Raw genomic sequence first — 22,361 nt, 5'->3', positions numbered from 1 at the left:
CGGATGGCGGCCCTTTCACGCACTCACACGCTCATACGCTTAAGCGCCGAGCAGCTTCCGCACCCGCTCCGCCCCCACCGCGAGGAGCAGCGTGGGCAGACGCGGCCCGGTCTCACGGCTCACGAGGAGCTTGTAGAGCAGGGCGAAGAAGGCGCGCTGGGCGAGCTTCAGCTCGGGCGTCGGCTTGGCCTCGGGGTCGAGCCCGGCCTGGATCTTCGGGACGCCGTAGACGAGCGTGGTGAGCCCGTCGAGCGACCAGTGGGTGTCCAGGCCCTCCAGGAGGAGACGCAGCGACTCGCGGCCCTCGTCGTCCAGGGTGCCGAGGAGCTCGGTGTCGGGCTCGTCGCGGACGATGGTGCGCTGGTCGGCCGGGACCTGGTTGGTGATCCAGTTCTCGGCGCGGTCGAGGCGCGGCCGGACCTCGTCGAGGGAGGTGACCGGGTTCTCCGGGTCGAGCTCGGTCAGGATCCGCAGGGTCTGCTCGTCGTGGCCGGCCGTGATGTCCATGACCGAGGCGAGCGTGCGGTACGGCAGCGGGCGCGGCGTGCGGGGCAGCTCGCCGGCGGCGGTGCGGGCCGCGCGGGTGTGGGCCGCGGCGTCGGCGGGGAGCACGGTGCCGTCCGCGACCTTGGCCTCCAGCTTGTCCCACTCGTCGTAGAGCCGCTGGATCTCCTGGTCGAAGGCGATCTTGAAGGACTGGTTGGGCTTGCGGCGGGCGTACAGCCAGCGCAGCAGCGGCGCTTCCATGATCTTCAGCGCGTCGGCGGCGGTCGGTACACCGCCGCGCGAGGAGGACATCTTGGCCATGCCGCTGATGCCCACGAAGGCGTACATGGGGCCGATGGGCTGGACGCCGTCGAAGATCTCGCGGACGATCTGGCCGCCGACGACGAAGGAGGAGCCGGGCGAGGAGTGGTCGACGCCGGAGGGCTCGAAGATGACGCCCTCGTAGGCCCAGCGCATCGGCCAGTCGACCTTCCAGACCAGCTTGCCGCGGTTGAACTCGCTGAGCTTCACAGTCTCGGCGAAGCCGCAGTTCGTGCAGGTGTAGGCGAGCTCGGTGGTCTCGTCGTCGTACGAGGTGACCGTGGTGAGGTCCTTCTCGCACTGCCCGCAGTACGGCTTGTACGGGAAGTAGCCGGAGGCGCCGCCGGAGCCGTCGTCCTCGGCGGCGGCGCCGGAGCCCTCCTCGGCCTCCAGCTCGGCCTCGTCGAGAGGCTTCTGCGACTGCTTCTTGGCGGCCTTCTTCGTCCGGTACTGGTCGAGGATGCCGTCGATGGCACCGCGGTGCTTCATCGCGTGCAGGATCTGCTCGCGATAGGTGCCGGCGGTGTACTGCTCGGTCTGGCTGATCGGGTCGTACTCGACGCCCAGCTCGGCCAGCGACTCGACCATGGCGGCCTTGAAGTGCTCGGCCCAGTTCGGGTGGGGCGAGCCGGCGGGCGCCGGGACGGAGGTCAGCGGCTTGCCGATGTGCTCGGCCCAGGACGCGTCGATGCCCTCGATGCCGTTCGGCACCTTGCGGTAGCGGTCGTAGTCGTCCCAGGAGATCAGGTGCCTGACCTCGTGCCCGCGGCGGCGGATCTCGTCGGCGACCAGGTGCGGGGTCATGACCTCGCGGAGGTTTCCGAGGTGGATGGGGCCGGACGGGGAGAGGCCGGAGGCGACGACGACCGGTTTGCCAGGCGCACGTCGCTCCGACTCGGCGATGACCTCGTCCGCGAAACGGGAGACCCAGTCGGTCTCGGTGCTGCTCTGAGCCACGGTCGGTACGTCCTTCTTCCTGAGGGGTTCTGCCTGACAGCCCTACGCGAGCCATTCTCCCAGACGGAAGGACGCGCTCCGAGGTTGTCCACAGGCGGAGAAAACACGTTGCTCTCCCATGGGACACTTGACAAGCGAAATAGACCTGACGAACTCAACAGGAACGGAAGCTCATGGCCTCGGTCCCTTCCCTCGCTTCGACCGTGCAGCAGCGCCTCGCGGACGGACTCTCGGCAGCCCTGCCGGAGGCCGCGTCCGCCGACCCGCTGCTGCGACGAAGCGACCGGGCCGATTTCCAGGCCAACGGCATCCTGGCGCTGGCCAAGCAGCTCAAGGGCAACCCGCGTGAGCTGGCGACGAAGGTCGTCGACGCCATCCCGGCGAACGACGTCCTGAAGGAGATCGAGGTCTCCGGCCCCGGCTTCCTGAACATCACCGTGACGGACTCGGCGATCGTCGAGACCCTCGCGGCGCGCGCCGCCGACGCCCGGCTCGGCGTGCCGTTCAACGAGTCGGCCGGCACGACGGTCATCGACTACGCCCAGCCGAACGTGGCGAAGGAGATGCACGTCGGCCACCTGCGCTCCGCCGTGATCGGCGCCGCGATGGTGGAGATCCTGGAGTTCACGGGCGAGAGCGTCGTCCGCCGGCACCACATCGGCGACTGGGGCACCCAGTTCGGCATGCTCATCCAGTACCTGATCGAGCACCCGCACGAGCTGGACCACAAGGCCGAGGACAAGGGCGCCGACGTCTCCGGTGAGGAGGCCATGTCGAACCTCAACCGGCTGTACAAGGCCTCGCGCACCCTCTTCGACGCGGACGAGGAGTTCAAGACGCGGGCGCGTGCCCGGGTCGTCGACCTCCAGGCGGGCGAGCCGGAGACGCTGGCCCTGTGGCAGCGGTTCGTGGACGAGTCGAAGATCTACTTCTACTCGGTCTTCGAGAAGCTCGACATGGACATCGACGACCCCGACATCGTCGGCGAGTCCGGCTACAACGACATGCTGGCGGAGACCTGCCGCATCCTCGAGGAGTCGGGCGTCGCCGTCCGCTCCGAGGGCGCGCTGTGCGTCTTCTTCGACGACGTGAAGGGCCCGGACGGCAACCCGACCCCGCTGATCGTCCAGAAGTCCGACGGCGGCTTCGGGTACGCGGCGACGGACCTGTCCGCGATCCGCGACCGCGTCCAGAACCTGAAGGCGTCGTCCCTGTTGTACGTGGTGGACGCCCGTCAGTCGCTGCACTTCAAGATGGTCTTCGAGACGGCTCGGCGGGCCGGCTGGCTGAACGACGACGTGAAGGCCGTCCAGCTGGCGTTCGGCACGGTCCTCGGCAAGGACGGCAAGCCGTTCAAGACCCGTGAGGGCGAGACGGTCCGGCTGGTGGACCTGCTGGACGAGGCCGTGGACCGGGCGACGACGGTCGTGCGCGAGAAGGCCGAGAAGGTGGGCCTGAGCGAGTCGGAGATCGTCGAGAACGGCCGGTACGTGGGCATCGGCGCGGTCAAGTACGCCGACCTGTCGACGTCCGCCGCGCGCGACTACAAGTTCGACCTGGACCAGATGGTGTCGCTGAACGGCGACACGTCGGTGTACCTGCAGTACGCGTACGCGCGGATCAGGTCGATCTTCGGGAAGGCCGGCGACCGCACGCCGCTGGCCCACCCGGAGCTGGAGCTGGCCCCGGCGGAGCGCGCGCTCGGCCTGCACCTGGACCAGTTCGGCGAGGTCATCGCCGAGACGGCCTCGGAGTACGCCCCGCACAAGCTCGCCGCGTACCTGTACCAGCTCGCGTCGCTCTACACGACGTTCTACGACCAGTGCCCGGTCATCAAGCCGGCGCCGGCGCAGGAGGTCGCGGAGAACCGCCTCTTCCTCTGCGACCTGACGGCCCGCACGCTCCACCAGGGCATGGCTCTCCTGGGCATCCGCACCCCCGAGCGCCTCTGACCTGACATCTCTCGAAGCGAAGCCCCCGATACGGATCCCCGTATCGGGGGCTTCCTCGTCAACGAATGGCGCGCGAGGTCCTGCCCGAGACCTCGTCGATCTCCGTGTGGGCCTTCTGGAGCAGCTGGGAGGCGAGATCCATGAGCGCGCGGGCGCCCGCGATCTCCTCGCCGACCCGCAGCTGGTCCGGATCGGAGGGGTGCCGGTTGGCCGAGCCGTGGGCACGGAACTCGGTGCCGTCCGTGAGCCGGACCATCGCCGCCGCCCTCGTCCGGTCGCCCTCCTCCTGGAACTCCATCTCCACGTGCCATCCGACAAGCGTGTGCATCATGAGGACCACCTCCAGCGAGGACCTGTCGGCTACCTCTCCAGAGTGCGCCGCCCGGTGCCGCCGCACCACTCGCCCCGTTGTCAGTGGCGCCCCGTACGTTCTCGGCATGGCGATGATCCCGAACCAGCTGCCCCAGCTCGTCTCCGATCCGACCGGCCGTTCCCTCGGTCTCGACCTGCCGCCCGGCGCCGTCACCGGCCCGGCGGACGCCCCGTACCTCTGGTCGGGACACGGCGCGGCGGGGCCCGCCGCCTGGGCCGCGCTGCGCCCGGCGGCCCGCACGGCGGGGCTGCTGCCGGTGCTGCTGGGCGGCGAGTGGGGCCTGGACCGGTGGGAGCTGATGCCGGAGCGGATGAGCGATCCGGCCGACCACGAGGCCGACGAGGTCCTCGCGGACTTCTGGGACGCGAACGCGTCCGACGAGATACCCGGGAGCGCCGGCTGGCCGGGCCTGGCCCCGGCGCAGCCGTACGACACGGACCCCGACGCGGCGGCGGCCACGGTCGCCGAGATGCTGACGGAGCCGGGCTTCTGGCTGGAGGACGCCCGCCCGGCCCTGGTTCCGGCACGGCGCAGCGCCGACATCCCGGCGGTCATCGGCTGGACCGGGCCGCTGAACCACGAGAACGACGTGGCTCGTCTGTCCGCGGTGCTGCGCTCCTGGGAGGACCGTTTCGGGGCCCGCGTCGTCGCGCTCACCTTCGACCAGCTGGTGGTCTCGGTGGCGTCCCCGCCCCGGACCGTCGAGGAGGCCGAGGCGGTGGCGGCGGAACACTTCGCGTTCTGCCCGGACAACATCACGCAGGGCCACCACGACAACCTCCGCGCCTACGCCCGCAAGGCTCTCCTGGACACCCCGGTGTGGAGCTTCTGGTGGGACTAGCCCACCAGAAGCAGACCCGGACCTACCGGCGTCCGGCGGACAGCTTCTGCCCGACCTCGGTGGCCCAGTAGGTGAGGATCATCTGCGCGCCGGCCCGCCGGATGCCGGTGAGGGTCTCGAAGATCGCCCGGTCGCGGTCGATCCAGCCCTTCTCGGCGGCGGCCTCGACCATCGCGTACTCACCGCTGATCTGGTAGGCGGCGACCGGCACGTCCACGGACTCGGCGACCTTCGCGAGCACGTCCAGGTAGGGGCCGGCGGGCTTCACCATCACCATGTCCGCGCCCTCCTCCAGGTCGAGGGCGAGCTCGCGCATCGACTCGCGGAGGTTGGCCGGGTCCTGCTGGTAGGTCTTGCGGTCGCCCTGGAGGGAGGAGCCGACGGCCTCGCGGAAGGGGCCGTAGAAGGCGGAGGAGTACTTCGCGGTGTACGCGAGGATCGACACGTCCTCCTTGCCGATGGTGTCCAGGGCGTCGCGGACCACCCCGACCTGCCCGTCCATCATCCCGGAGGGCCCGACCACGTGAACGCCCGCGTCGGCCTGCACCTGCGCCATCTCGGCGTACCGCTCGAGCGTGGCGTCGTTGTCGACCCGCCCGTCCCCGTCGAGAACACCGCAGTGCCCATGATCCGTGTACTCGTCGAGACACAGGTCGGACATGATGACGAGGTCGTCGCCGACCTCGGCCTTCACGTCCCGGATGGCGACCTGCAGGATCCCCTCCGGGTCGGTGCCCGCCGTCCCTGCGGCGTCCTTCTTCGCGTCCTCGGGAACACCGAAGAGCATGATCCCGGAGACCCCGGCCTCCAGCGCCTCCACGGCGGCCTTCCGCAGGGTGTCCCGCGTGTGCTGCACTACGCCGGGCATGGCCGCGATCGGCACGGGCTCGGTGATCCCCTCGCGCACGAACGCGGGAAGGATCAGATCGGCCGGCTGCAACCGCGTCTCGGCAACCATGCGCCGCATGGCGGGCGTCGTCCGCAGCCGCCGCGGCCGCGCCCCGGGAAAGGATCCGTACGAGTTCATAATCCCGAGGCTACGCCCGCCCAAACAGTGCTCTTACCGACACCTTGTTGCCGCCGAACCTGCCGCCGACCAGAACGCCGCACGCATGGTGCGCCCGAAACGCACCAGGGCGCGGGCCCCAAAAAGGAACCCGCGCCCCGACCGGGCAAACACCCACCTACGTGGTCCGCCGCCTCCGCGCCCCCGGCCGCCGCTCACTCGGCCGCGTCACCGGATCCCCGGCCTCCAGCGCGGCCTCCCGCCGCCGCAGCCCGAAGTCCGCCAGCGCCTCCGCCAGCTTGTGCACGGACGGCTCGGGCGACAGCACGTCCACCCGCAGCCCGTGCTCCTCGGCCGTCTTGGCCGTAGCGGGACCGATGCACGCGATCACCGTCACGTTGTGCGGCTTCCCGGCGATACCGACCAGGTTCCGCACGGTCGACGACGACGTGAAGAGAACGGCGTCGAACCCGCCCCCCTTGATCGCCTCGCGCGTGTCCGCCGGCGGCGGCGACGCCCGTACGGTCCGGTAGGCGGTGACGTCGTCGACCTCCCACCCGAGCTCGATGAGCCCGGCGACCAGCGTCTCGGTCGCGATGTCGGCCCGCGGCAGGAAGACGCGGTCGATCGGGTCGAAGACCGGGTCGTAGGGCGGCCAGTCCTCGAGAAGCCCCGCCGCCGACTGCTCACCGCTCGGCACCAGGTCCGGCTTCACACCGAAGTCGACCAGCGCCGCGGCAGTCTGCTCGCCCACCGCCGCGACCTTGATCCCGGCGAAGGCACGCGCGTCGAGCCCGTACTCCTCGAACTTCTCCCGTACGGCCTTCACCGCGTTCACCGAGGTGAAGGCGATCCACTCGTACCGTCCGGTGACGAGCCCCTTGACCGCCCGCTCCATCTGCTGCGGGGTCCGCGGCGGCTCGACGGCGATCGTCGGCACCTCGTGCGGCACCGCTCCGTACGAACGCAGCTGGTCGGAGAGCGAGGCGGCCTGCTCCTTGGTGCGCGGCACGAGCACCCGCCACCCGAAGAGCGGCTTCGACTCGAACCACGACAGCTGGTCCCGCTGCGCCGGGGCGCTGCGCTCGCCGACCACGGCTATGACGGGTCGGTGGCCCTCGGGCGAGGGGAGGATCTTGCCCTGCTTGAAGACCTGGGCGATCGTGCCGAGCGTCGCGGTCCAGGTCCGCTGCCGGGTGGTCGTGCCCGCGATCGTGACGGTGAGCGGGGTGTCCGGCTTACGGCCTGCCGCCACCAGTTCACCGGCGGCCGCGGCCACCGAGTCGAGCGAGGTGGACACGACGACGGTGCCGTCGGAGGCGCCGACCTCGGCCCAGCACCGCTCGTCGGCGGTCCTGGCGTCGACGAACCGCACGTCCGTGCCCTGCGCGTCACGCAGCGGGACACCGGCGTAGGCGGGCACGCCGACGGCGGTGGCGACACCGGGGACGACCTCGAAGGGGATGCCCTCGGCGGCGCAGGCGAGCATCTCGGCTCCCGCGTTCCCGTCGAGACCGGGGTCGCCGGTCACCGCACGGACGACCCGCCTGCCGCCCCTCGCGGCCTCCATGACAAGATTGGCGGCATCCCTCAACACGGGGACTCCGGCGGCTGTTGACGCCTCGTCAACAACCGTCAGCTCAGGCGTGCTCACCCCCGCACGCGCATGGTCGCGAACGACCTCGAGCACCTCCGGCTCGGCGATCAGGACGTCCGCGCCCGCGAGGGCCTCGACGGCCCTGAGGGTCAGCAGTCCGGGGTCTCCCGGTCCTGCGCCGAGGAACGTGACGTGCCCGTGGCCGGTGAAGGCCGAGGACACAGGGCTGGTGGTCGGGCGGGTGGGGTTCAAAGTGCTCGCTCCCCCATAAGACCAGCCGCACCCTTGGCGAGCATCTCGTCCGCGAGTTCGCGTCCGAGCGCCATCGCCTCGTCGTGCGAGGTGGGTACGGGACCGGTGGTGGACAGCTGCACCAGCGTCGAGCCGTCGGTGGTGCCGACGACGCCGCGCAGGCGCATTTCGGTGACAACCTGCCCGTGACCGGGGTCGTCGGCCAGCAGGTCGGCCAGCGCACCCACGGGTGCGGAGCAGCCGGCCTCCAGGGCGGCGAGCAGGGATCGCTCGGCGGTCACGGCGGCCCGCGTGTGCGGGTCGTCGAGAGCGGCGAGCGTGGCGACGAGCTCGGCGTCGGACGCCGGGCATTCGATCGCCAGGGCCCCCTGACCGGGGGCGGGCAGGACCGAGTCGACCGACAGGTGGTCGAGCGACAGGGAGCCGGTCAGCTCCGCGGTCCCGCCGATGCGGTTGAGACCGGCCGCGGCGAGTACCACCGCGTCCAGTTCACCGCTGTGTACGTAGCCGACACGGGTGTCGATGTTCCCCCGGATCGGGACACAGGTGATCTCCAGGCCGTGGCTGCGCGCATAAGCGTGGAGCTGGGCCATGCGCCGCGGCGAACCGGTGCCGACACGGGCACCCTTGGGCAGCCGGTCGAGCGTGATGCCGTCCCGTGCGATCAGTACGTCGCGCGGGTCCTCGCGCTTCGGGATCGCGGCCAGCACCAGCTCGGGGTGCTGCGCGGTCGGCAGGTCCTTCAGCGAGTGGACGGCGAAGTCCACCTCACCGGCGAGCAGCGCGTCGCGCAGGGCGGCGACGAAGACGCCGGTGCCGCCGATCTGCGCGAGGTGCTCCCGGGAGGTGTCCCCGTACGTCGTGATCTCCACGAGCTCGACGGGCCGGCCGGTCAGCTGCCGGACGGCGTCGGCCACGTGCCCGGACTGGGCCATGGCGAGCTTGCTGCGCCTGGTCCCGAGCCTCAGTGCCCTCTCGGTCATACTCGCCCTCGGTTCTTGACGTCGGCGTCATTCAGGTCGGCCCGGCTGACGGATGCGACCGTCTCCGGGTCGAGGTCGAAGAGTGTCCGCAGCGCGTCCGCGTACCCGGCACCGCCGGGCTCGCTGGCCAGCTGCTTGACCCGCACGGTCGGCGCGTGCAGGAGCTTGTCGACCACGCGTCGCACGGTCTGGGTGATCTCGGCGCGCTGCTTGTCGTCGAGGTCGGGCAGTCGGCCTTCCAGCCGGGCGACCTCGTTGGCCACGACATCGGCGGCCATCGTGCGCAGGGCGACGACGGTCGGGGTGATGTGCGCGGCGCGCTGGGCGGCGCCGAAGGCGGCGACCTCGTCGGAGACGATGCCCCGGACCTGGTCGACGTCGGCGGCCATGGGCGCGTCGGCGGAGGCCTCGGCGAGCGACTCGATGTCGACGAGCCGGACACCGGGGATCCGGTGCGCGGCGGCGTCGATGTCGCGGGGCATGGCGAGGTCGAGCAGGGCGAGCGGGGCACGGCGGCCCTGTACGGCGGTCTCGACGGCCTCGGCGGTGAGGACGAGTCCGGTGGCGCCGGTGCAGGAGACGACGACGTCGGCACGTGTCAGTTCGTCGCCGACGGCAACCATCTCGACCGCGCGTGCGGCCACTCCCGTACCACCGGGCTCGCTCAGGATCTGGGCGAGCCGCTCGGCGCGGGCCAGGGTGCGGTTGGCGATCACGACCTCGGAGACGCCGGAGCGCGCGAGGGTGGCCGCGGCCAGCGAGGACATCGATCCGGCCCCGATGACGAGCGCCCGCTTGCCCTTGGCCCAGGTGTCGACGTCGGCCTCGCCCTCGCCGCCGGCGATCTGCTCGAGGCCGAAGGTGACGAGCGACTGCCCGGCCCGGTCGATCCCGGTCTCGCTGTGGGCGCGCTTGCCGACCCTCAGGGCCTGCTGGAACAGGTCGTTGAGGAGGCGTCCGGCGGTGTGCTGCTCCTGGCCGAGCGCGAGCGCGTCCTTGATCTGGCCGAGGATCTGGCCCTCGCCGACGACCATGGAGTCGAGCCCGCAGGCCACCGAGAAGAGGTGGTGGACGGCCCGGTCCTCGTAGTGCACGTAGAGATAGGGAGTGAGCTCGTCCAGGCCGACGCCGCTGTGCTGCGCGAGCAGCGTGGACAGCTCGGCGACACCGGCGTGGAACTTGTCCACGTCGGCGTAGAGCTCGATGCGGTTGCAGGTGGCCAGGGCGGTGGCCTCGGCGGCCGGTTCGGCGGCGAGGGTGTCCTGGAGGAGCTTGATCTGGGTGTCCTGCGGCAGCGCGGCCCGCTCCAGGATGGAGACCGGGGCGCTGCGGTGGCTCAGCCCGACGACGAGGAGGCTCATGCCGGCATCACGGCGGGGACGTCCCCGTCGGGTCCCTTACGGCTGCCGCCCGCGGTGCGGGCGGCGGGCGGCGCGGTGGGCGCACCGGTGTCCGTGCCCGAGTCCGGGCCGCCCTCGGCGCCCGCCTCCTCGCCGGCCTTCCGCTGCTCGTGGAAGGCGAGGATCTGGAGCTCGATGGAGAGGTCGACCTTGCGCACGTCCACGCCGTCGGGCACGGAGAGCACGGTCGGGGCGAAGTTCAGGATGGAGGTGACTCCGGCGGCCACGAGCCGGTCGCAGACCTGCTGGGCGACGCCGGCCGGTGTCGCGATGACGCCGATGGAGACGCCGTCCTCGTTGATGATCTTCTCGAGGTCGTCGCTGTGCTGGACGGGGATCCCGGCGACCGGCTTGCCGGTCATGGCGGGGTCGGCGTCGATCAGCGCGGCGACCCGGAAGCCACGGGAGGCGAAGCCGCCGTAGCCGGCGAGCGCGGCGCCGAGGTTACCGATGCCGACGATGACCACGGGCCAGTCCTGGGTGAGCCCCAGCTCACGGGAGATCTGGTAGACGAGGTACTCGACGTCGTAGCCGACACCACGGGTGCCGTACGAGCCGAGGTAGCTGAAGTCCTTGCGCAGCTTCGCGGAGTTGACGCCCGCGGCGGCCGCGAGCTCCTCGGAGGAGACCGTGGGTACGGAGCGCTCCGACAGCGCGGTCAGTGCGCGCAGATACAGCGGAAGCCGGGCGACGGTGGCCTCGGGAATTCCTCGGCTACGGGTCGCCGGTCGGTGAGTTCGGCCAGTTGCCACGGTGCTCCTGCGGGATGAGCGGGGCTGCAGGCGGCCATATGTCCCAAGACCGCCCCGTCGAATGCAGGCTATGTCTTTGTGAACGCGTGCACAAAGATGGTGTCCGTTTTGTCCGGCCAAAGTGACCGGGGTCACGCGGCTGGTTCCCATCGTCGCGGAACCGCGGAGCAGGTCAGAGCGTTGAGATCCCGAAGGGGGCAAAACCGCACACACTCCTCACGACGCCGCCCCCGAAACCCAACAAAACGTCCATGATGGTAACCGCCTTTCGGTCACGCACCCAGTTCGCGCCGGAGCCGCTGAGGATCCACGCGCCAGAAGGTGTGCTGTTCACCGTCGACGAGAACGACGGGGATCTGCTCCCAGTACGCCCTGTGGAGCTCCTCGTCGAGCGTGATGTCCTTCTCCTCCCATCGTGCCCCTGTTTCAGCACACACGGCCTCGATCACCGCCCGGGCGTCGTCACAGAGATGGCAACCCGGCTTGCCGATCAGCGTCACGGTGCGCGATGCGGCGTCCTTCTTCTTCGTCCGTCCGAACATGACGTCCATTCTGTCCAATTAACAGGGGAGCCCCGCAGTGTTCACGCCCCGGCATCGTCACAAGTCGGGAAGTACCGAACAGACTGGCTATGCTCACGACATGGCCGCTCTGGGATGGCTCACCCCTCGTAGGCGCTCCGCCACCGCGCGCAGCGTCCTCGCAGGCGAGGCCGCTGCCGAGGCAGCGCGGAAGTCCTCGCTCCAGCTGGAACGCGAGCGGGAGGAGGCGGCTGCCGAGACCGCGGCCACCGAACCCGCCGCCCCCGCCGAACCCGAGTTCCCCGTCGTCGGCGACGAAGAGGCAGCGGCCTTCTTCGACCTCGACAACACCGTGATGCAGGGCGCCGCGATCTTCCACTTCGGCCGCGGCCTGTACAAGCGGAAGTTCTTCCAGCGCCGCGAGCTCGCCCGCTTCGCCTGGCAGCAGGCCTGGTTCCGGCTCGCCGGCGTCGAGGACCCCGAGCACATGCAGGACGCCCGCGACAGCGCCCTGTCCATCGTCCAGGGCCACCGCGTCTCCGAACTGATGTCGATCGGCGAGGAGATCTACGACGAGTACATGGCCGACCGCATCTGGCCCGGCACCCGCGGCCTCGCCCAGGCCCACCTGGACGCGGGCCAGAAGGTCTGGCTCGTCACGGCCGCCCCGGTCGAGACCGCCACGATCATCGCCCGGCGCCTCGGCCTGACCGGCGCGCTCGGCACGGTCGCCGAGTCCGTCGACGGCGTCTACACGGGCAAGTTGGTCGGCGAACCCCTGCACGGACCGGCCAAGGCCGAGGCCGTACGCGCCCTCGCCGCCGCCGAGGGCCTCGACCTGAGCCGCTGCGCCGCCTACAGCGACTCGCACAACGACATCCCGATGCTCTCGCTCGTCGGACACCCGTACGCGATCAACCCGGACACCAAGCTCCGCAAGCACGCAAAGGCCCGGGAGTGGCGTCTGCGCGACTACCGGACCGGCCGCAAGGCCGCCAAGGTCGGCATCCCCGCCGCCGCGGGCCTCGGCGCGCTCGCCGGCGGCACCGCCGCCGCGGTCGCCCTGCACCGCCGCCGCCGCTGACCCGACCGGCCACCGCGCACCGGCAGCACCCTCGGCACTCTCCGCAGCAGAGGCCTCACCCCGGCGCGCCACGGGTCTGCCGATACGTTTCGGCTGCGATCATCTGCGACAACCCCGGACCAGGCCCCCTCACCCGTCCGTGGTCGAACACCCCCGCACAGGTCGACTCCCAGGCATTCCGGGCTCCTTACCCAGCAGCGGCCCCGATCACTCACCCGTTCTGCACTTGAGCACAACGCAACGCCCGCGCAGTCACACTCGGAAGCAATTCGATCAACAACCGGTCACGAACAGTGGCCAGTTACGACTGCAAGCAGTAACGGAAACGACGTAATCGGTGATTTGAGCAACTGGGTGTAGCGCTGCCTGTACGAAGCGTTATTCTCCTCAGACGCACAAAGGACCCCTCCCGTCGCCACGACGAGTGAACGGTCCTGTACTGCACGTGATGGAAGCTCTGCCTCTGGGAGTCCCGTGTACCCACACGTCGGGGTTGACACCTCGGGCCTGGCTACGCTGCGCGCAACGGTCCTCGACCACTTGCGCGGCTTCGTCCCCACCGCGTACGCCGGCCCTGTCCCCGCCTTCGCCTTCGCCTCACCGGCACCCGCCGGCCCTTGCTATGCCCTGGCCGACGGCAGCGCCGCCGTGGGCAGACGGGGAACCCGCGGCGGCGCCGGAACCTCGACCGCCGCCCGCCGCCCCACCGCCGACAGCGACAGCGCTCGCATGATGGACCTCGTCGAGCGGGCCCAGGCCGGCGAGGCCGAGGCCTTCGGCCGCCTGTACGACCAGTACAGCGACACCGTCTACCGCTACATCTACTACCGCGTCGGCGGGAAGGCGACCGCGGAGGACCTGACCAGTGAGACGTTCCTGCGCGCCCTGCGCCGGATCTCCACCTTCACCTGGCAGGGCCGCGACTTCGGCGCCTGGCTCGTCACCATCGCCCGCAACCTCGTCGCGGACCACTTCAAGTCCAGCCGCTTCCGCCTCGAAGTGACGACCGGCGAGATGCTCGACGCCAACGAGGTGGAGCGCAGCCCCGAGGACTCCGTCCTGGAGTCCCTCTCCAACGCGGCACTGCTCGACGCGGTACGCCGCCTCAACCCCCAGCAGCAGGAGTGCGTGACCCTGCGCTTCCTCCAGGGCCTCTCGGTCGCCGAGACCGCCCGCGTCATGGGGAAGAACGAGGGCGCCATCAAGACCCTCCAGTACCGGGCCGTCCGCACCCTGGCCCGCCTCCTCCCGGACGACGCCCGCTGACCGGTGCGCGCCCCCCACACGCGCCCCCGCATCCCGGTCCGAGTCCCACCGGTCCTCGCCCCATGCCCCGCACCTTCCCCCACATCCCACGACCCCCGCACAACTCACAGTCGGTGACGCCTCGGTGACGCACTGGTCCGATCATCTTTCGCGCGTAACCCAAGTGCCGCGCCGCTCGTTGTGCGGAATGCAGGCTCCCTGTGGTCACGCCATGCCCGCAGCCACTCACTCGTTCGTGTGGATGCGTTCAAGGTGTGCAACCTTCCGGACACCCCGGGGAGTCGACCGTCATGACGAGAGGAGGTGCCGCCAGTGATCGCGAACGTATCGGCGCACCGGCGGGCGAACGCCTTCGCCCAGGCCCTGGAGGACCGGGCGGCCGAGGGCGCGGCAGCCGAACAGCCCGATGCTCCGGCCGAACCGGCCGAGCATGGACGGCTGTTGGCCCTGGCGAACGGCCTCGGCGAACTGCCGAAGCCACAGCTGGACCCCGAGGTCAAGGTGGTGCAGCGAGCGCAGCTCGTCGCCGCCATGGAAGCGATGCTCATGGAAGGGAGCGCGGCAGCGGGACCAACGGTCCCGGAGCAACGGGCCCCGGGCGGCAAGGGAGCCCACCGGGCCTCCCCGCTCCGCAAACTCCGCCCACGCTCCCGCTGGTCCAAGGGCCTCGCGGCCGGCGGCCTCACGGTCGGTGTGGCCGCGGGAGCCTTCGGCGGAGTGGCCGCAGCCAGCTCGGACGCCCTCCCAGGTGACTCGCTGTACGGGCTCAAGCGGGGCATGGAGGACATCAAGCTCGGCATGGCGGACGACGCCGCGGACCGCGGCGGCATCTACCTCGACCAGGCGTCCACCCGGCTCAGCGAGGCCCGCAGACTCATGGAGCGAGGCCGCTCGGGCGACCTCGACCACGAGTCGCTCACCGAGATCCGCCGTGTCCTGGGCGGAATGAAGCACGACGCCAGCGAAGGCCACCGCCTGCTCCGCGAGGCGTACGAACAGGACGGCGAGATCGGCCCGATGGCCCGGCTCAACTCCTTCGCCCAGGCCCACCGGGACACCTGGAACGGCCTCCGCGACCGACTCCCCGTGCAGCTCGCGGACGTCGGCAGCGAGGTGACCGGGGTCTTCGACGCCATGGACGAAGAGGTGGAGCCGCTCCAGTCGGTGCTTCCCCGCACCCTGGAGAAGGAGAGCATCACCACCGAGCGCCCGAGCAGCCGGACCAGCACCCCGCAGGACACCCGGCAACCGGACGCCCAGCGTCCGCCGTCCACCCAGGAGGCGTCGCCCACAGGCAGCTCCTCCGCCCCGCCCCGCCCGACCGGTCCCACCCCGAGCACCGGTACGAGCACCAGCGCGAGCACGGACAGCGGCAGCACCACCTCCCCGGAGGACGACGGTCTCCTCGGCGGCAACACCGGGGGGCTACTCCAGCCGCCTTCCCCGACCGGCCCGCCGACGGCACCCTCACCCACGACCCCGGCACCCCCCGACGTGCCGGAGGACGTGACCCTTCCGCCACTCCTGCCGGGCCTGCTTCCAGGCCTCGGCATCGACAGCGAGGACGCTCGCTAACAAGGGAGAAGGGGCGCCCCACGGACGGGGGCGCCCCTTCTCTCCTTCCTCACGCCTCCCTCGCACCGCTCGGCCCCAGGGGGCCTCACGGGCTTCGGAAGGCTGCTCCGGACTCCTTCCGTCGGGCGGGCGATCCCGGCGGCCGGCCGCACCGTCAGAAGAACACCGACCGCCGCTGCACCAGCAACTTGTAGAGCGTGTGCTGTATCTGCTCCCTGACCTGGTCCGTCAGGTTGAACATCAGCATCGGGTCCTCCGCCGCCTCCGGCGCGTACCCGTCCGTCGGAATCGGCTCCCCGAACTGGATGGTCCACTTCGTCGGCAGCGGCAGCGCCCCGAGCGGCCCCAGCCACGGGAAGGTCGGGGTGATCGGGACGTACGGGACGCCGAGCACCCTCGCCAGCGTCTTGGCGTTCCCGACCATCGGGTAGATCTCCTCGGCCCCCACGATCGAGCAGGGCACGATCGGCACCCCCGCCCGCAGCGCCGTCGAGACGAAACCACCCCGCCCGAAGCGCTGGAGCTTGTACCGCTCCGAGAACGGCTTCCCGATGCCCTTGAAGCCCTCCGGCATCACGCCGACGATCTCGCCGGCCCGCAGCAGCCGCTCCGCGTCCTCCGCGCAGGCCAGGGTGTGCCCCGCCTTCCGCGCGAGCTCGTTGACCACCGGCAGGACGAAGACCAGATCCGCGGCGAGCAGCCGCAGGTGCCGCCCCGCCGGGTGCTGGTCGTGGACGGCGACCTGCATCATCAGCCCGTCCAGCGGCAGGGTCCCCGAGTGGTTGGCGACGATCAGGGCCCCGCCCTTGTCGGGGATGTTCTCGATGCCCTTCACCTCGACCCGGAAGTACTTCTCGTACAGCGGGCGCAGCAGCGACATCAGGACCTGGTCGGTGAGCTCCTCGTCGTAGCCGAACTCGTCGACCTCGTAATCGCCGGTGATCCGCCGCCGCAGGAACGCGAGCCCGCCCGCGAGCCGCCGCTCCCAGCCCCCGGCACCCGACACGGCCCCGGCACGACTCCCGGCCTCCACACCTGCACCGGTCTCGGCGACGCGTCCGCTCCCCGCCTCTGTGTCGGCCGGCCCCTCCCCGGCCCCCTCCGGCTCCTGAGGGCTCTGCTGCGCCCCGGGCAGGGCTCTTACGGCCGCCGCCTCCCCGTCGGCCCTGCTGGGCCGACGACGGGCCCGCGAACGGTCGTCGTCGAACGGAATGACCTTGGCGTCCGCCATCGCTGTCCGGTCCCCTCAGGCGCCGTGGTGAAGTGAGTCGGTGGCAGCCGGGGCGAGCCGGCCGGCGAGCCGGTCCACCGCCCCGGCCAGCATCTCCGGCGGCAGAAGGCCCGGCCCCCTGCTGCCCGCGAAGTCCGCGAAGGTCTCCGCTGTCGTGTAGCGCGGCGAGAACCCGAGGACCTCGCGCATCTGCACCGTCGAGACGACCCGGCCGTGGGTGAGCAGCCGGATCTGCTCGGGTGCGAAGTCGGTGATCCCGACCGTGCGCAGCGCCGTCCCCACCCAGGTGACCGCGGGCAGCAGCACCGGGACGGTCGGCCGTCCGAGCCGCCGAGCGCACTGCGAGAGCAGCAGCACCCCGTCCCCGGCCACGTTGAACGTGCCGCTGTTCAGGGTGGCCCTGCGGGGCTCGTGCGCCGCCAGGCGCAGGACGTCGATCACGTCGTCCTCGTGGACGAACTGAAGCCTCGGGTCGTAGCCGAGGACGGTCGGCATGACCGGCAGCGACAGGTACTCGGCCAGCGGCGAGTCCACCCGCGGCCCGAGGATGTTCGCGAAGCGCAGCACGCACACGGCCACGTCGGGCCGGCGCCGGGCAAAGCCCCGCACGTACCCCTCGACCTCGACGGCGTCCTTGGCGAAGCCCCCGCTGGGCAGCGACTTCGCCGCCGTGGTCTCGGTGAAGACCGCCGGGTCGCGCGGTGCGGAGCCGTAGACGCTCGTACTCGACTTGATCACGAGCCGCTGGATCCGCGGCGACTTCTGGCAGGCCCCCAGGAGCTGCATGGTGCCGATGACGTTGGTCTCCTTGACCGACGTACGGCCGCCGGCGCCGAGCGCCGTACCGGTGACGTCCATGTGGACGACCGTGTCGACCTCGTGCTCGGCGAGGACCTTCGCGATGGCCGGCCGGCGGATGTCCGCCCGGACGAACTCGGCCGCGCCGAGCTGGTGCGCCGGGTCGACCGCGTCCACCGCGATCACCCGCTCCACTTCCGGGTCCCGCTGGATCCGCCGTACGAAACGGCCCCCGAGGTGCCGGGCGGCACCGGTGACGAGCACGACCCTGCCCAAGATCAGCGCCTTCCGTCCGTCTTCCGTTGGTCGCCACCGTAGCGCCTCCGGATTTCGGCGCGAATAAGGCGTGGCCCTCCACCGCGAACGGTGAAGGGCCACGCCTGACGCACTGAACGCTGCGATGCAGCTGTCGCCTTACTTCTTGTTGCGACGCTGAACGCGCGTGCGCTTAAGCAGCTTGCGGTGCTTCTTCTTCGCCATCCGCTTGCGCCGCTTCTTGATAACAGAGCCCACGACTACCCTCGCTCACTTCTCGGAACATCCCCGCCTCCCGGCGGGGATCGGTGCGGGGCGTCTGGGCCCACACGACCTACGTCGGCCTAGCCTACCGTCCCGAGCACCACGCTTGTAATCCGAGGGCCGTACGCGACTTTCCCGGCGATACCGGCCGCGCGCTCGCTACGCGGTCCCCACCCCCACGAAGGACTCCCTCAGGTACTCGTGAACCGCCTGTTCCGGCACCCGGAAGGACCTGCCCACCCGGATCGCCGGCAGATGACCGCTGTGCACCAAGCGGTACACGGTCATCTTCGACACGCGCATCACCGAGGCGACTTCCGCCACGGTCAGAAACTTGACCTCGTTGAGAGGTCGCTCGCCAGCAGCCATGACCCACCTGTACCTTCCGCCGCGACGCCCACCGGCTTCCCCTCCGGTGACTCTTCGTCGCCGAGCGCTCACTCGCCAGACTAGGGGCGGGTGGTACGAGTGGGGAAGAGGAGCTGCCATCGGCCGTTTACCGTGACAGACACGCTCGATTGAGTACATAGCGTGTGAGCGGACGGTAGTAGTCGGAGCGCACGCCGTCATCAAGCGGAACGGCCACCGACACCTGCCCCTCCGCCTCACCGACGAACAGCGCCGGATCATCCGTATCGGCAAGACCGATGGCCTCGATACCCAGCTGACCTGCACCGCAGACCCATCCGTGGTCCCCGACCACCAGCTCGGGCAGCGGTCCGCCGCCCTCGGCCGCGCTTTCGAGCGCGGCCCTAACCGGCAGCGCGGAGTGCGAGTGCGCCCCCGGCTCACGGCCATCCCCCGACAGCCCGGGCTCACGCACCAGCGCGACCCCCCGTACGTAGTCGAGGAGGTACGTACGTACGCCGAACCGGGTCGTTATGTCGACACATCGCCCCTGCGCCGGGGTGAGGACAAGACATCCCGCCGCCGACAAAGCGTCTGCAAGCGCGACGTAGAAACCGAGCAGACGATGCGGATGCCCCGTCCCGAGCAGCACCGGAACCCGTCGCGCGGCCGCCGCCCCCAGCCTCGCCGCGAAGGCGTCGAGCCCTCTCAGCGTCCGCTCGGGATCGATGACGTCCGGCCCCGACCGGTGCTCCGGGTCCCCCGACACCCCGCACTTGTCGGCCATCAACCGCAGCAGATCGGCCTCGTCCCACCCCCAGGCGGGATCGAGCCCCAGCAGCACCCGCGGATCACGCGCGGCGAAGAGCCGATAGCTCCGCAGACTCTCCTCCCGCGACGTCGCCACCGTCCCCGCCAACCCCGCCGCCAAAAGATGCGCCCGCAGCGCCCCGGTACTCAACACCCTCCCGATGCTGCCGGAACACGCCGCCCCCGGAGCCGAAACCCCCGGGACAGCGCACAGTCGGCGTAACGACGACAAGCCACCCCCTAGGGAAGCAGCCCCCGCAGCGGGAAGGCAGCCTTCCGGGTCGCGAGCACCGCCTGGTCCAGCCGGTCCGCCGGGTCGTACCCCGCGGCCCAGTCCCGGAACTCCACCGGCCACCGCCCGTCCGTCATCCGCGCAGGCCCCAACTGCCGGGTCCGCGCGTACACCTCGTCCCGCCAGGACGACGGGATCACGGACTCCGGCTCCACCGGGGCATGCGCGGCGATCCCCACCAGATGCGTCCACGACCGCGGCACCACGTCGACCACCGCGTACCCGCCACCGCCGAGCGCGAGCCAGCGCCCCTCGGCATACTCGTGCGCAAGCTGATGACAGGCCTCCTGCACGGCCCGCTGAGCGTCCAGCGACACCGCCAGATGGGCCAACGGATCCTCGAAGTGCGTGTCCGCCCCGTGCTGCGTCACGATCACCTGCGGCCGGAAGTCCGCGATCAGCTCCGGCACCACCGCGTGGAAGGCCCGCAGCCACCCCGCGTCCCCCGTACCGGCCGGCAGCGCCACGTTCACGGCCCCGCCCTCACCCGGCCCGGCCGCACCCGTCTCCTCCGGCCACCCGGTCTGCGGGAACAACGTCCGCGGATGCTCGTGCAGCGAGATCGTCAGGACCCGCGGATCCTCCCAGAACGCCGCCTGCACCCCGTCGCCGTGGTGCACGTCCACATCCACGTACGCGACCCGCTCGGCCCCCAGCTCAAGGAGCCGGGCGATGGCCAGCGACGCGTCGTTGTAGATACAGAACCCCGACGCACTCCCCGGCATCGCGTGGTGCAGCCCGCCCGCGAAGTTCACCGCGTGCGCGGCCTCCCCGCGCCACACCGCCTCCGCCGCGGCGACCGACTGCCCTGCGATCAGCGCCGACACCTCGTGCATCCCGGCGAACGCCGGATCGTCGACCGTCCCGATCCCGTACGCCTGGTCGGCATGGCGCGGGTCCACCGACGCCGCCCGTACCGCCGCCACATAGTCCTCACGGTGCACAAGACGCAGCGTCGACTCCCCGGCCGGCTTCGCCGCCACCACGTCCACCGCCCGGTCGAGCCCGAAGGCCCGCACCAGCGACATCGTCAGCGCGAGCCGTACCGGATCCATCGGATGCTCGGACCCGAAGTCGTACTGCGTGACAGCTTCATCCCACATCAACAGTGCGCGGCCGCTCATGACCGCCACCGTATCGGGCCTCTCTCGAACCGAACGACGTGGCGTACACCACCGTCACCAGGACCAGCACCATCGGCACCAGCATCGCCCCCCGGTAACTCAACGCGTCCCCCAGCGCCCCCACCAACGGCGACCCGATCAGGAACCCGACGTAGTTGAAGACGTTGAGCCGCGCGACCGCCGCGTCGCTCGCCCCGGGGAACAACCGCCCCGCGGCGGCGAACGTCTGCGGCACGATCACGCTCAGCCCGAACCCCAGCACAGTGAACCCGGCGATCCCCACCCACGCACCCGGCGCGACCGCGACCACAGCGAACCCCAGTGCAGCGAGCACCGCCCCGCACCGGACGACCGCCACCGCCCCGAGCCTCCGCACCCCGAGATCGCCCACGGCCCGCCCGAGGAGCGTCGTCACCATGTACGCGTTGTACGGCACGGTCGCCACCTCCTCCGAACTGCCGAGCACGTCCTGGAGGTACTTGGCACTCCAGTTGGAGACGGTGGAGTCCCCTATGTACGCGAAGGTCATGACGAGACAGAGCGGCAGCAGCAGCGCGAAGGCGACCCCACTCCCCCGGCTCTCGCCCGCCTCACCCTTCACCGTCCGGTGCTCCCCGGCCCCGTACCACCGACTGCCCACGAGAGCCGCCGGCAGCAACACCACGACGACCGGCAGGTACGACACGAAAAGCGACAGGTGCCAGTGCGCCCCCACCCAGGCCAGCGAGGCACCCACGATCCCACCGAGGCTGTACGAGGCGTGGAAACCGAGCATGATGCTCCGCCCGTACGCCCGCTGAAGGTTCACCCCCAGCATGTTCATGGAGGCGTCCAAGGCACCCACCGCGAGCCCGAAGAGCCCGAGGGCGACCGCCGCCTCCCACAACTCCGTCCCGGCCCCCACCCCCAGGAGCGCGAGCAGGACCACGGGTTGCGCCCACCGCAGCACCACCGCGGCCCCGACCCGGGCGACGACCTTCTCGGTCGTCACGCTCGCCACACCGGCCAGGATCGGCACCGCGGCGAGGAACGCCGGCAGCAGCGCGTCCGAGATCCCGTACCGGTCCTGGATCCCCGGTATTCGGGTCACGAGCAGGGCGAACGTGACCCCCTGTACGAAGAAGCTGACCCCCAGGGATCCCCGCCCACGCCGCAACCGCGCATCTGTCATGGCGGCACAGCGTAGGGCCGGGACCTACCGATGGGTAGATGGATCACAGACCCAATGTCGCAGGCAGCTCGCCCATCGCCCCGAAGAACCCGGTGGCCCCGGCGAGCTTCTCCTGGGGCGTCATCGCCGTGAACCCGTACACGTCCATCCCGGCCGCGACGGCGGCCTGGACCCCGAGCCGGCTGTCCTCGACGACCACACACCGCTCCGGAGCGACCCCCATCCGGGCGGCGGCGTACAGGAACAGGTCCGGCTCCGGCTTGCCCCGCCCGACGTCCTCGGCGCTGAAGACGTTCTCGTCCCGGAACCACGCGTCGAGCCGGGTCTTCCGATGCCCCACCCGAATCCGCTCATGGCTCCCCGACGAGGCCACACAGTACGGAACGCCCGCCTCGGCCAGTCCCTTCAGCACCTCCGCGGCCCCGCGCACGGCCTCCAGCTCCCGCTCGAAAGCCGCGAAGACCCGTGCGTGGAACGTCTCGTCGAAGTCCGCGGGCAACCGCTCCCCGGTCCGCTCCTCGACCAGCTCGTGAATGCGGTGCATGGCGGACCCCATGTAGTCGCGCACGGACTCCTCGTACGAGGTCGGATGCCCGAGCTCCGTCAGATAGCCGGCGAGGAGCGTATTGGAAATCGGCTCGCTGTCCACGAGCACACCGTCATTGTCGAAGATGACCAAGTCGTATCGCATGAACGAAGCCT

21 protein-coding genes are annotated in these 22,361 nt (G+C 70.8%); 5 read left to right on the top strand and 16 right to left on the bottom strand.

The genetic code is table 11. The annotated features are described in order from the left end of the window. Positions 1 to 39: 39 nt before the first annotated feature. Positions 40 to 1,764, bottom strand: a complete 1,725-nt coding sequence (gene lysS / locus SGA01_RS20000; protein WP_141297816.1) for a lysine--tRNA ligase — start codon at positions 1,762 to 1,764, stop codon at positions 40 to 42. A gap of 173 nt (positions 1,765 to 1,937) precedes the next feature. Here lysS and argS point away from each other — a divergent pair, with 173 nt between their 5' ends. After that, positions 1,938 to 3,716: an arginine--tRNA ligase gene (argS, locus tag SGA01_RS19995; protein WP_141297815.1), complete on the top strand. Its 1,779-nt coding sequence runs from the start codon at positions 1,938 to 1,940 to the stop codon at positions 3,714 to 3,716. A gap of 58 nt (positions 3,717 to 3,774) precedes the next feature. On the opposite strand, the gene SGA01_RS19990 is transcribed toward argS, so the two are convergent. After that, complete coding sequence (locus SGA01_RS19990; RefSeq protein WP_141297914.1) at positions 3,775 to 4,044, bottom strand: DUF1876 domain-containing protein; 270 nt, start codon at positions 4,042 to 4,044, stop codon at positions 3,775 to 3,777. Positions 4,045 to 4,153: 109 nt separating this feature from the next. Between SGA01_RS19990 and SGA01_RS19985 the strand changes: the two genes are divergently transcribed. After that, complete coding sequence (locus SGA01_RS19985) at positions 4,154 to 4,930, top strand: DUF4253 domain-containing protein (RefSeq protein WP_141297814.1); 777 nt, start codon at positions 4,154 to 4,156, stop codon at positions 4,928 to 4,930. Between the two features lie 22 nt (positions 4,931 to 4,952). Here SGA01_RS19985 and hemB read toward each other — a convergent pair whose 3' ends face one another. The 6 genes from hemB to SGA01_RS19955 all read right to left on the bottom strand — a co-directional run bounded on the left by hemB (position 4,953) and on the right by SGA01_RS19955 (position 11,471). Then, positions 4,953 to 5,957, bottom strand: a complete 1,005-nt coding sequence (hemB, locus tag SGA01_RS19980; RefSeq protein WP_141297813.1) for a porphobilinogen synthase — start codon at positions 5,955 to 5,957, stop codon at positions 4,953 to 4,955. A 157-nt stretch (positions 5,958 to 6,114) separates the two neighbouring features. Then, positions 6,115 to 7,785 carry a bifunctional uroporphyrinogen-III C-methyltransferase/uroporphyrinogen-III synthase gene (locus SGA01_RS19975; protein ID WP_055642836.1) on the bottom strand — a complete coding sequence of 557 codons (1,671 nt, stop codon included), beginning with the start codon at positions 7,783 to 7,785 and terminating at the stop codon, positions 6,115 to 6,117. Then, positions 7,782 to 8,768: a hydroxymethylbilane synthase gene (gene hemC / locus SGA01_RS19970; RefSeq protein WP_141297812.1), complete on the bottom strand. Its 987-nt coding sequence runs from the start codon at positions 8,766 to 8,768 to the stop codon at positions 7,782 to 7,784. Before hemC ends, SGA01_RS19975 begins: the two co-directional genes overlap by 4 nt. Next, positions 8,765 to 10,129 (bottom strand): glutamyl-tRNA reductase, encoded by a 1,365-nt coding sequence (locus SGA01_RS19965; protein WP_055642834.1) that lies wholly within the window; start codon positions 10,127 to 10,129, stop codon positions 8,765 to 8,767. Before SGA01_RS19965 ends, hemC begins: the two co-directional genes overlap by 4 nt. Beyond that, entirely contained in the window at positions 10,126 to 10,920 is a 795-nt protein-coding gene (locus SGA01_RS19960; protein ID WP_141297811.1) for a redox-sensing transcriptional repressor Rex, read from the bottom strand. Before SGA01_RS19960 ends, SGA01_RS19965 begins: the two co-directional genes overlap by 4 nt. Positions 10,921 to 11,192: 272 nt before the next feature. Next, positions 11,193 to 11,471 (bottom strand): glutaredoxin family protein, encoded by a 279-nt coding sequence (locus tag SGA01_RS19955; RefSeq protein ID WP_055642832.1) that lies wholly within the window; start codon positions 11,469 to 11,471, stop codon positions 11,193 to 11,195. Positions 11,472 to 11,562: 91 nt separating this feature from the next. Here SGA01_RS19955 and SGA01_RS19950 point away from each other — a divergent pair, with 91 nt between their 5' ends. The 3 genes from SGA01_RS19950 (at position 11,563) to SGA01_RS19940 (ending at position 15,366) form a co-directional block, all read left to right on the top strand. After that, entirely contained in the window at positions 11,563 to 12,525 is a 963-nt protein-coding gene (locus SGA01_RS19950) for an HAD family hydrolase (protein WP_141297810.1), read from the top strand. Positions 12,526 to 12,999: 474 nt separating this feature from the next. Then, positions 13,000 to 13,791, top strand: coding sequence for an ECF subfamily RNA polymerase sigma factor, BldN family (locus SGA01_RS19945; RefSeq protein ID WP_055642830.1), 792 nt, complete (start codon positions 13,000 to 13,002; stop codon positions 13,789 to 13,791). A gap of 312 nt (positions 13,792 to 14,103) precedes the next feature. After that, positions 14,104 to 15,366, top strand: coding sequence for a DUF5667 domain-containing protein (locus tag SGA01_RS19940; RefSeq protein ID WP_141297809.1), 1,263 nt, complete (start codon positions 14,104 to 14,106; stop codon positions 15,364 to 15,366). A 154-nt stretch (positions 15,367 to 15,520) separates the two neighbouring features. On the opposite strand, the gene SGA01_RS19935 is transcribed toward SGA01_RS19940, so the two are convergent. The 8 genes from SGA01_RS19935 to SGA01_RS19900 all read right to left on the bottom strand — a co-directional run bounded on the left by SGA01_RS19935 (position 15,521) and on the right by SGA01_RS19900 (position 22,350). Next, positions 15,521 to 16,597, bottom strand: a complete 1,077-nt coding sequence (locus tag SGA01_RS19935) for a lysophospholipid acyltransferase family protein (RefSeq protein WP_141297808.1) — start codon at positions 16,595 to 16,597, stop codon at positions 15,521 to 15,523. 15 nt (positions 16,598 to 16,612) lie between these two features. Further along, complete coding sequence (locus SGA01_RS19930) at positions 16,613 to 17,671, bottom strand: NAD-dependent epimerase/dehydratase family protein (RefSeq protein WP_057950472.1); 1,059 nt, start codon at positions 17,669 to 17,671, stop codon at positions 16,613 to 16,615. Between the two features lie 138 nt (positions 17,672 to 17,809). Next, positions 17,810 to 17,908, bottom strand: coding sequence for a 30S ribosomal protein bS22 (locus tag SGA01_RS19925; RefSeq protein ID WP_003948845.1), 99 nt, complete (start codon positions 17,906 to 17,908; stop codon positions 17,810 to 17,812). A gap of 165 nt (positions 17,909 to 18,073) precedes the next feature. Beyond that, a complete protein-coding gene (locus SGA01_RS19920) occupies positions 18,074 to 18,283 on the bottom strand; it encodes a helix-turn-helix domain-containing protein (RefSeq protein WP_015034391.1) in 210 nt (69 codons plus the stop codon). A gap of 127 nt (positions 18,284 to 18,410) precedes the next feature. Beyond that, a complete protein-coding gene (locus tag SGA01_RS19915) occupies positions 18,411 to 19,226 on the bottom strand; it encodes a phosphatase (RefSeq protein WP_141297807.1) in 816 nt (271 codons plus the stop codon). 86 nt (positions 19,227 to 19,312) lie between these two features. Further along, positions 19,313 to 20,488, bottom strand: a complete 1,176-nt coding sequence (locus tag SGA01_RS19910) for an acetoin utilization protein AcuC (RefSeq protein WP_141297806.1) — start codon at positions 20,486 to 20,488, stop codon at positions 19,313 to 19,315. Then, positions 20,457 to 21,659, bottom strand: coding sequence for an MFS transporter (locus SGA01_RS19905; protein WP_141297805.1), 1,203 nt, complete (start codon positions 21,657 to 21,659; stop codon positions 20,457 to 20,459). The genes SGA01_RS19910 and SGA01_RS19905 overlap by 32 nt, the downstream gene beginning before the upstream one ends. Positions 21,660 to 21,702: 43 nt before the next feature. Further along, positions 21,703 to 22,350, bottom strand: a complete 648-nt coding sequence (locus SGA01_RS19900) for an HAD family hydrolase (RefSeq protein WP_141297804.1) — start codon at positions 22,348 to 22,350, stop codon at positions 21,703 to 21,705. Between the last annotated feature and the right edge of the window lie 11 nt (positions 22,351 to 22,361).

The sequence above is a fragment of the Streptomyces gardneri genome (assembly GCF_006539185.1).
Lineage (GTDB): Bacteria > Actinomycetota > Actinomycetes > Streptomycetales > Streptomycetaceae > Streptomyces > Streptomyces gardneri.
Note: the sequence above shows the minus strand (reverse complement) of the source record. Positions and strands in the feature narration are given on the sequence as shown.

Bases quoted from the DNA above. Each gene is read 5' to 3' on its own strand.
- argS (WP_141297815.1), top strand. From the start codon at position 1,938: ATGGCCTCGGTCCCTTCCCTCGCTTCGACCGTGCAGCAGCGCCTCGCG.
- SGA01_RS19990 (WP_141297914.1), bottom strand. From the start codon at position 4,044: ATGCACACGCTTGTCGGATGGCACGTGGAGATGGAGTTCCAGGAGGAG.
- SGA01_RS19985 (WP_141297814.1), top strand. From the start codon at position 4,154: ATGGCGATGATCCCGAACCAGCTGCCCCAGCTCGTCTCCGATCCGACC.
- hemB (WP_141297813.1), bottom strand. From the start codon at position 5,957: ATGAACTCGTACGGATCCTTTCCCGGGGCGCGGCCGCGGCGGCTGCGG.
- hemC (WP_141297812.1), bottom strand. From the start codon at position 8,768: ATGACCGAGAGGGCACTGAGGCTCGGGACCAGGCGCAGCAAGCTCGCC.
- SGA01_RS19965 (WP_055642834.1), bottom strand. From the start codon at position 10,129: ATGAGCCTCCTCGTCGTCGGGCTGAGCCACCGCAGCGCCCCGGTCTCC.
- SGA01_RS19955 (WP_055642832.1), bottom strand. From the start codon at position 11,471: ATGGACGTCATGTTCGGACGGACGAAGAAGAAGGACGCCGCATCGCGC.
- SGA01_RS19950 (WP_141297810.1), top strand. From the start codon at position 11,563: ATGGCCGCTCTGGGATGGCTCACCCCTCGTAGGCGCTCCGCCACCGCG.
- SGA01_RS19935 (WP_141297808.1), bottom strand. From the start codon at position 16,597: ATGGCGGACGCCAAGGTCATTCCGTTCGACGACGACCGTTCGCGGGCC.
- SGA01_RS19920 (WP_015034391.1), bottom strand. From the start codon at position 18,283: ATGGCTGCTGGCGAGCGACCTCTCAACGAGGTCAAGTTTCTGACCGTG.
- SGA01_RS19910 (WP_141297806.1), bottom strand. From the start codon at position 20,488: ATGAGCGGCCGCGCACTGTTGATGTGGGATGAAGCTGTCACGCAGTAC.
- SGA01_RS19905 (WP_141297805.1), bottom strand. From the start codon at position 21,659: ATGACAGATGCGCGGTTGCGGCGTGGGCGGGGATCCCTGGGGGTCAGC.
- SGA01_RS19900 (WP_141297804.1), bottom strand. From the start codon at position 22,350: ATGCGATACGACTTGGTCATCTTCGACAATGACGGTGTGCTCGTGGAC.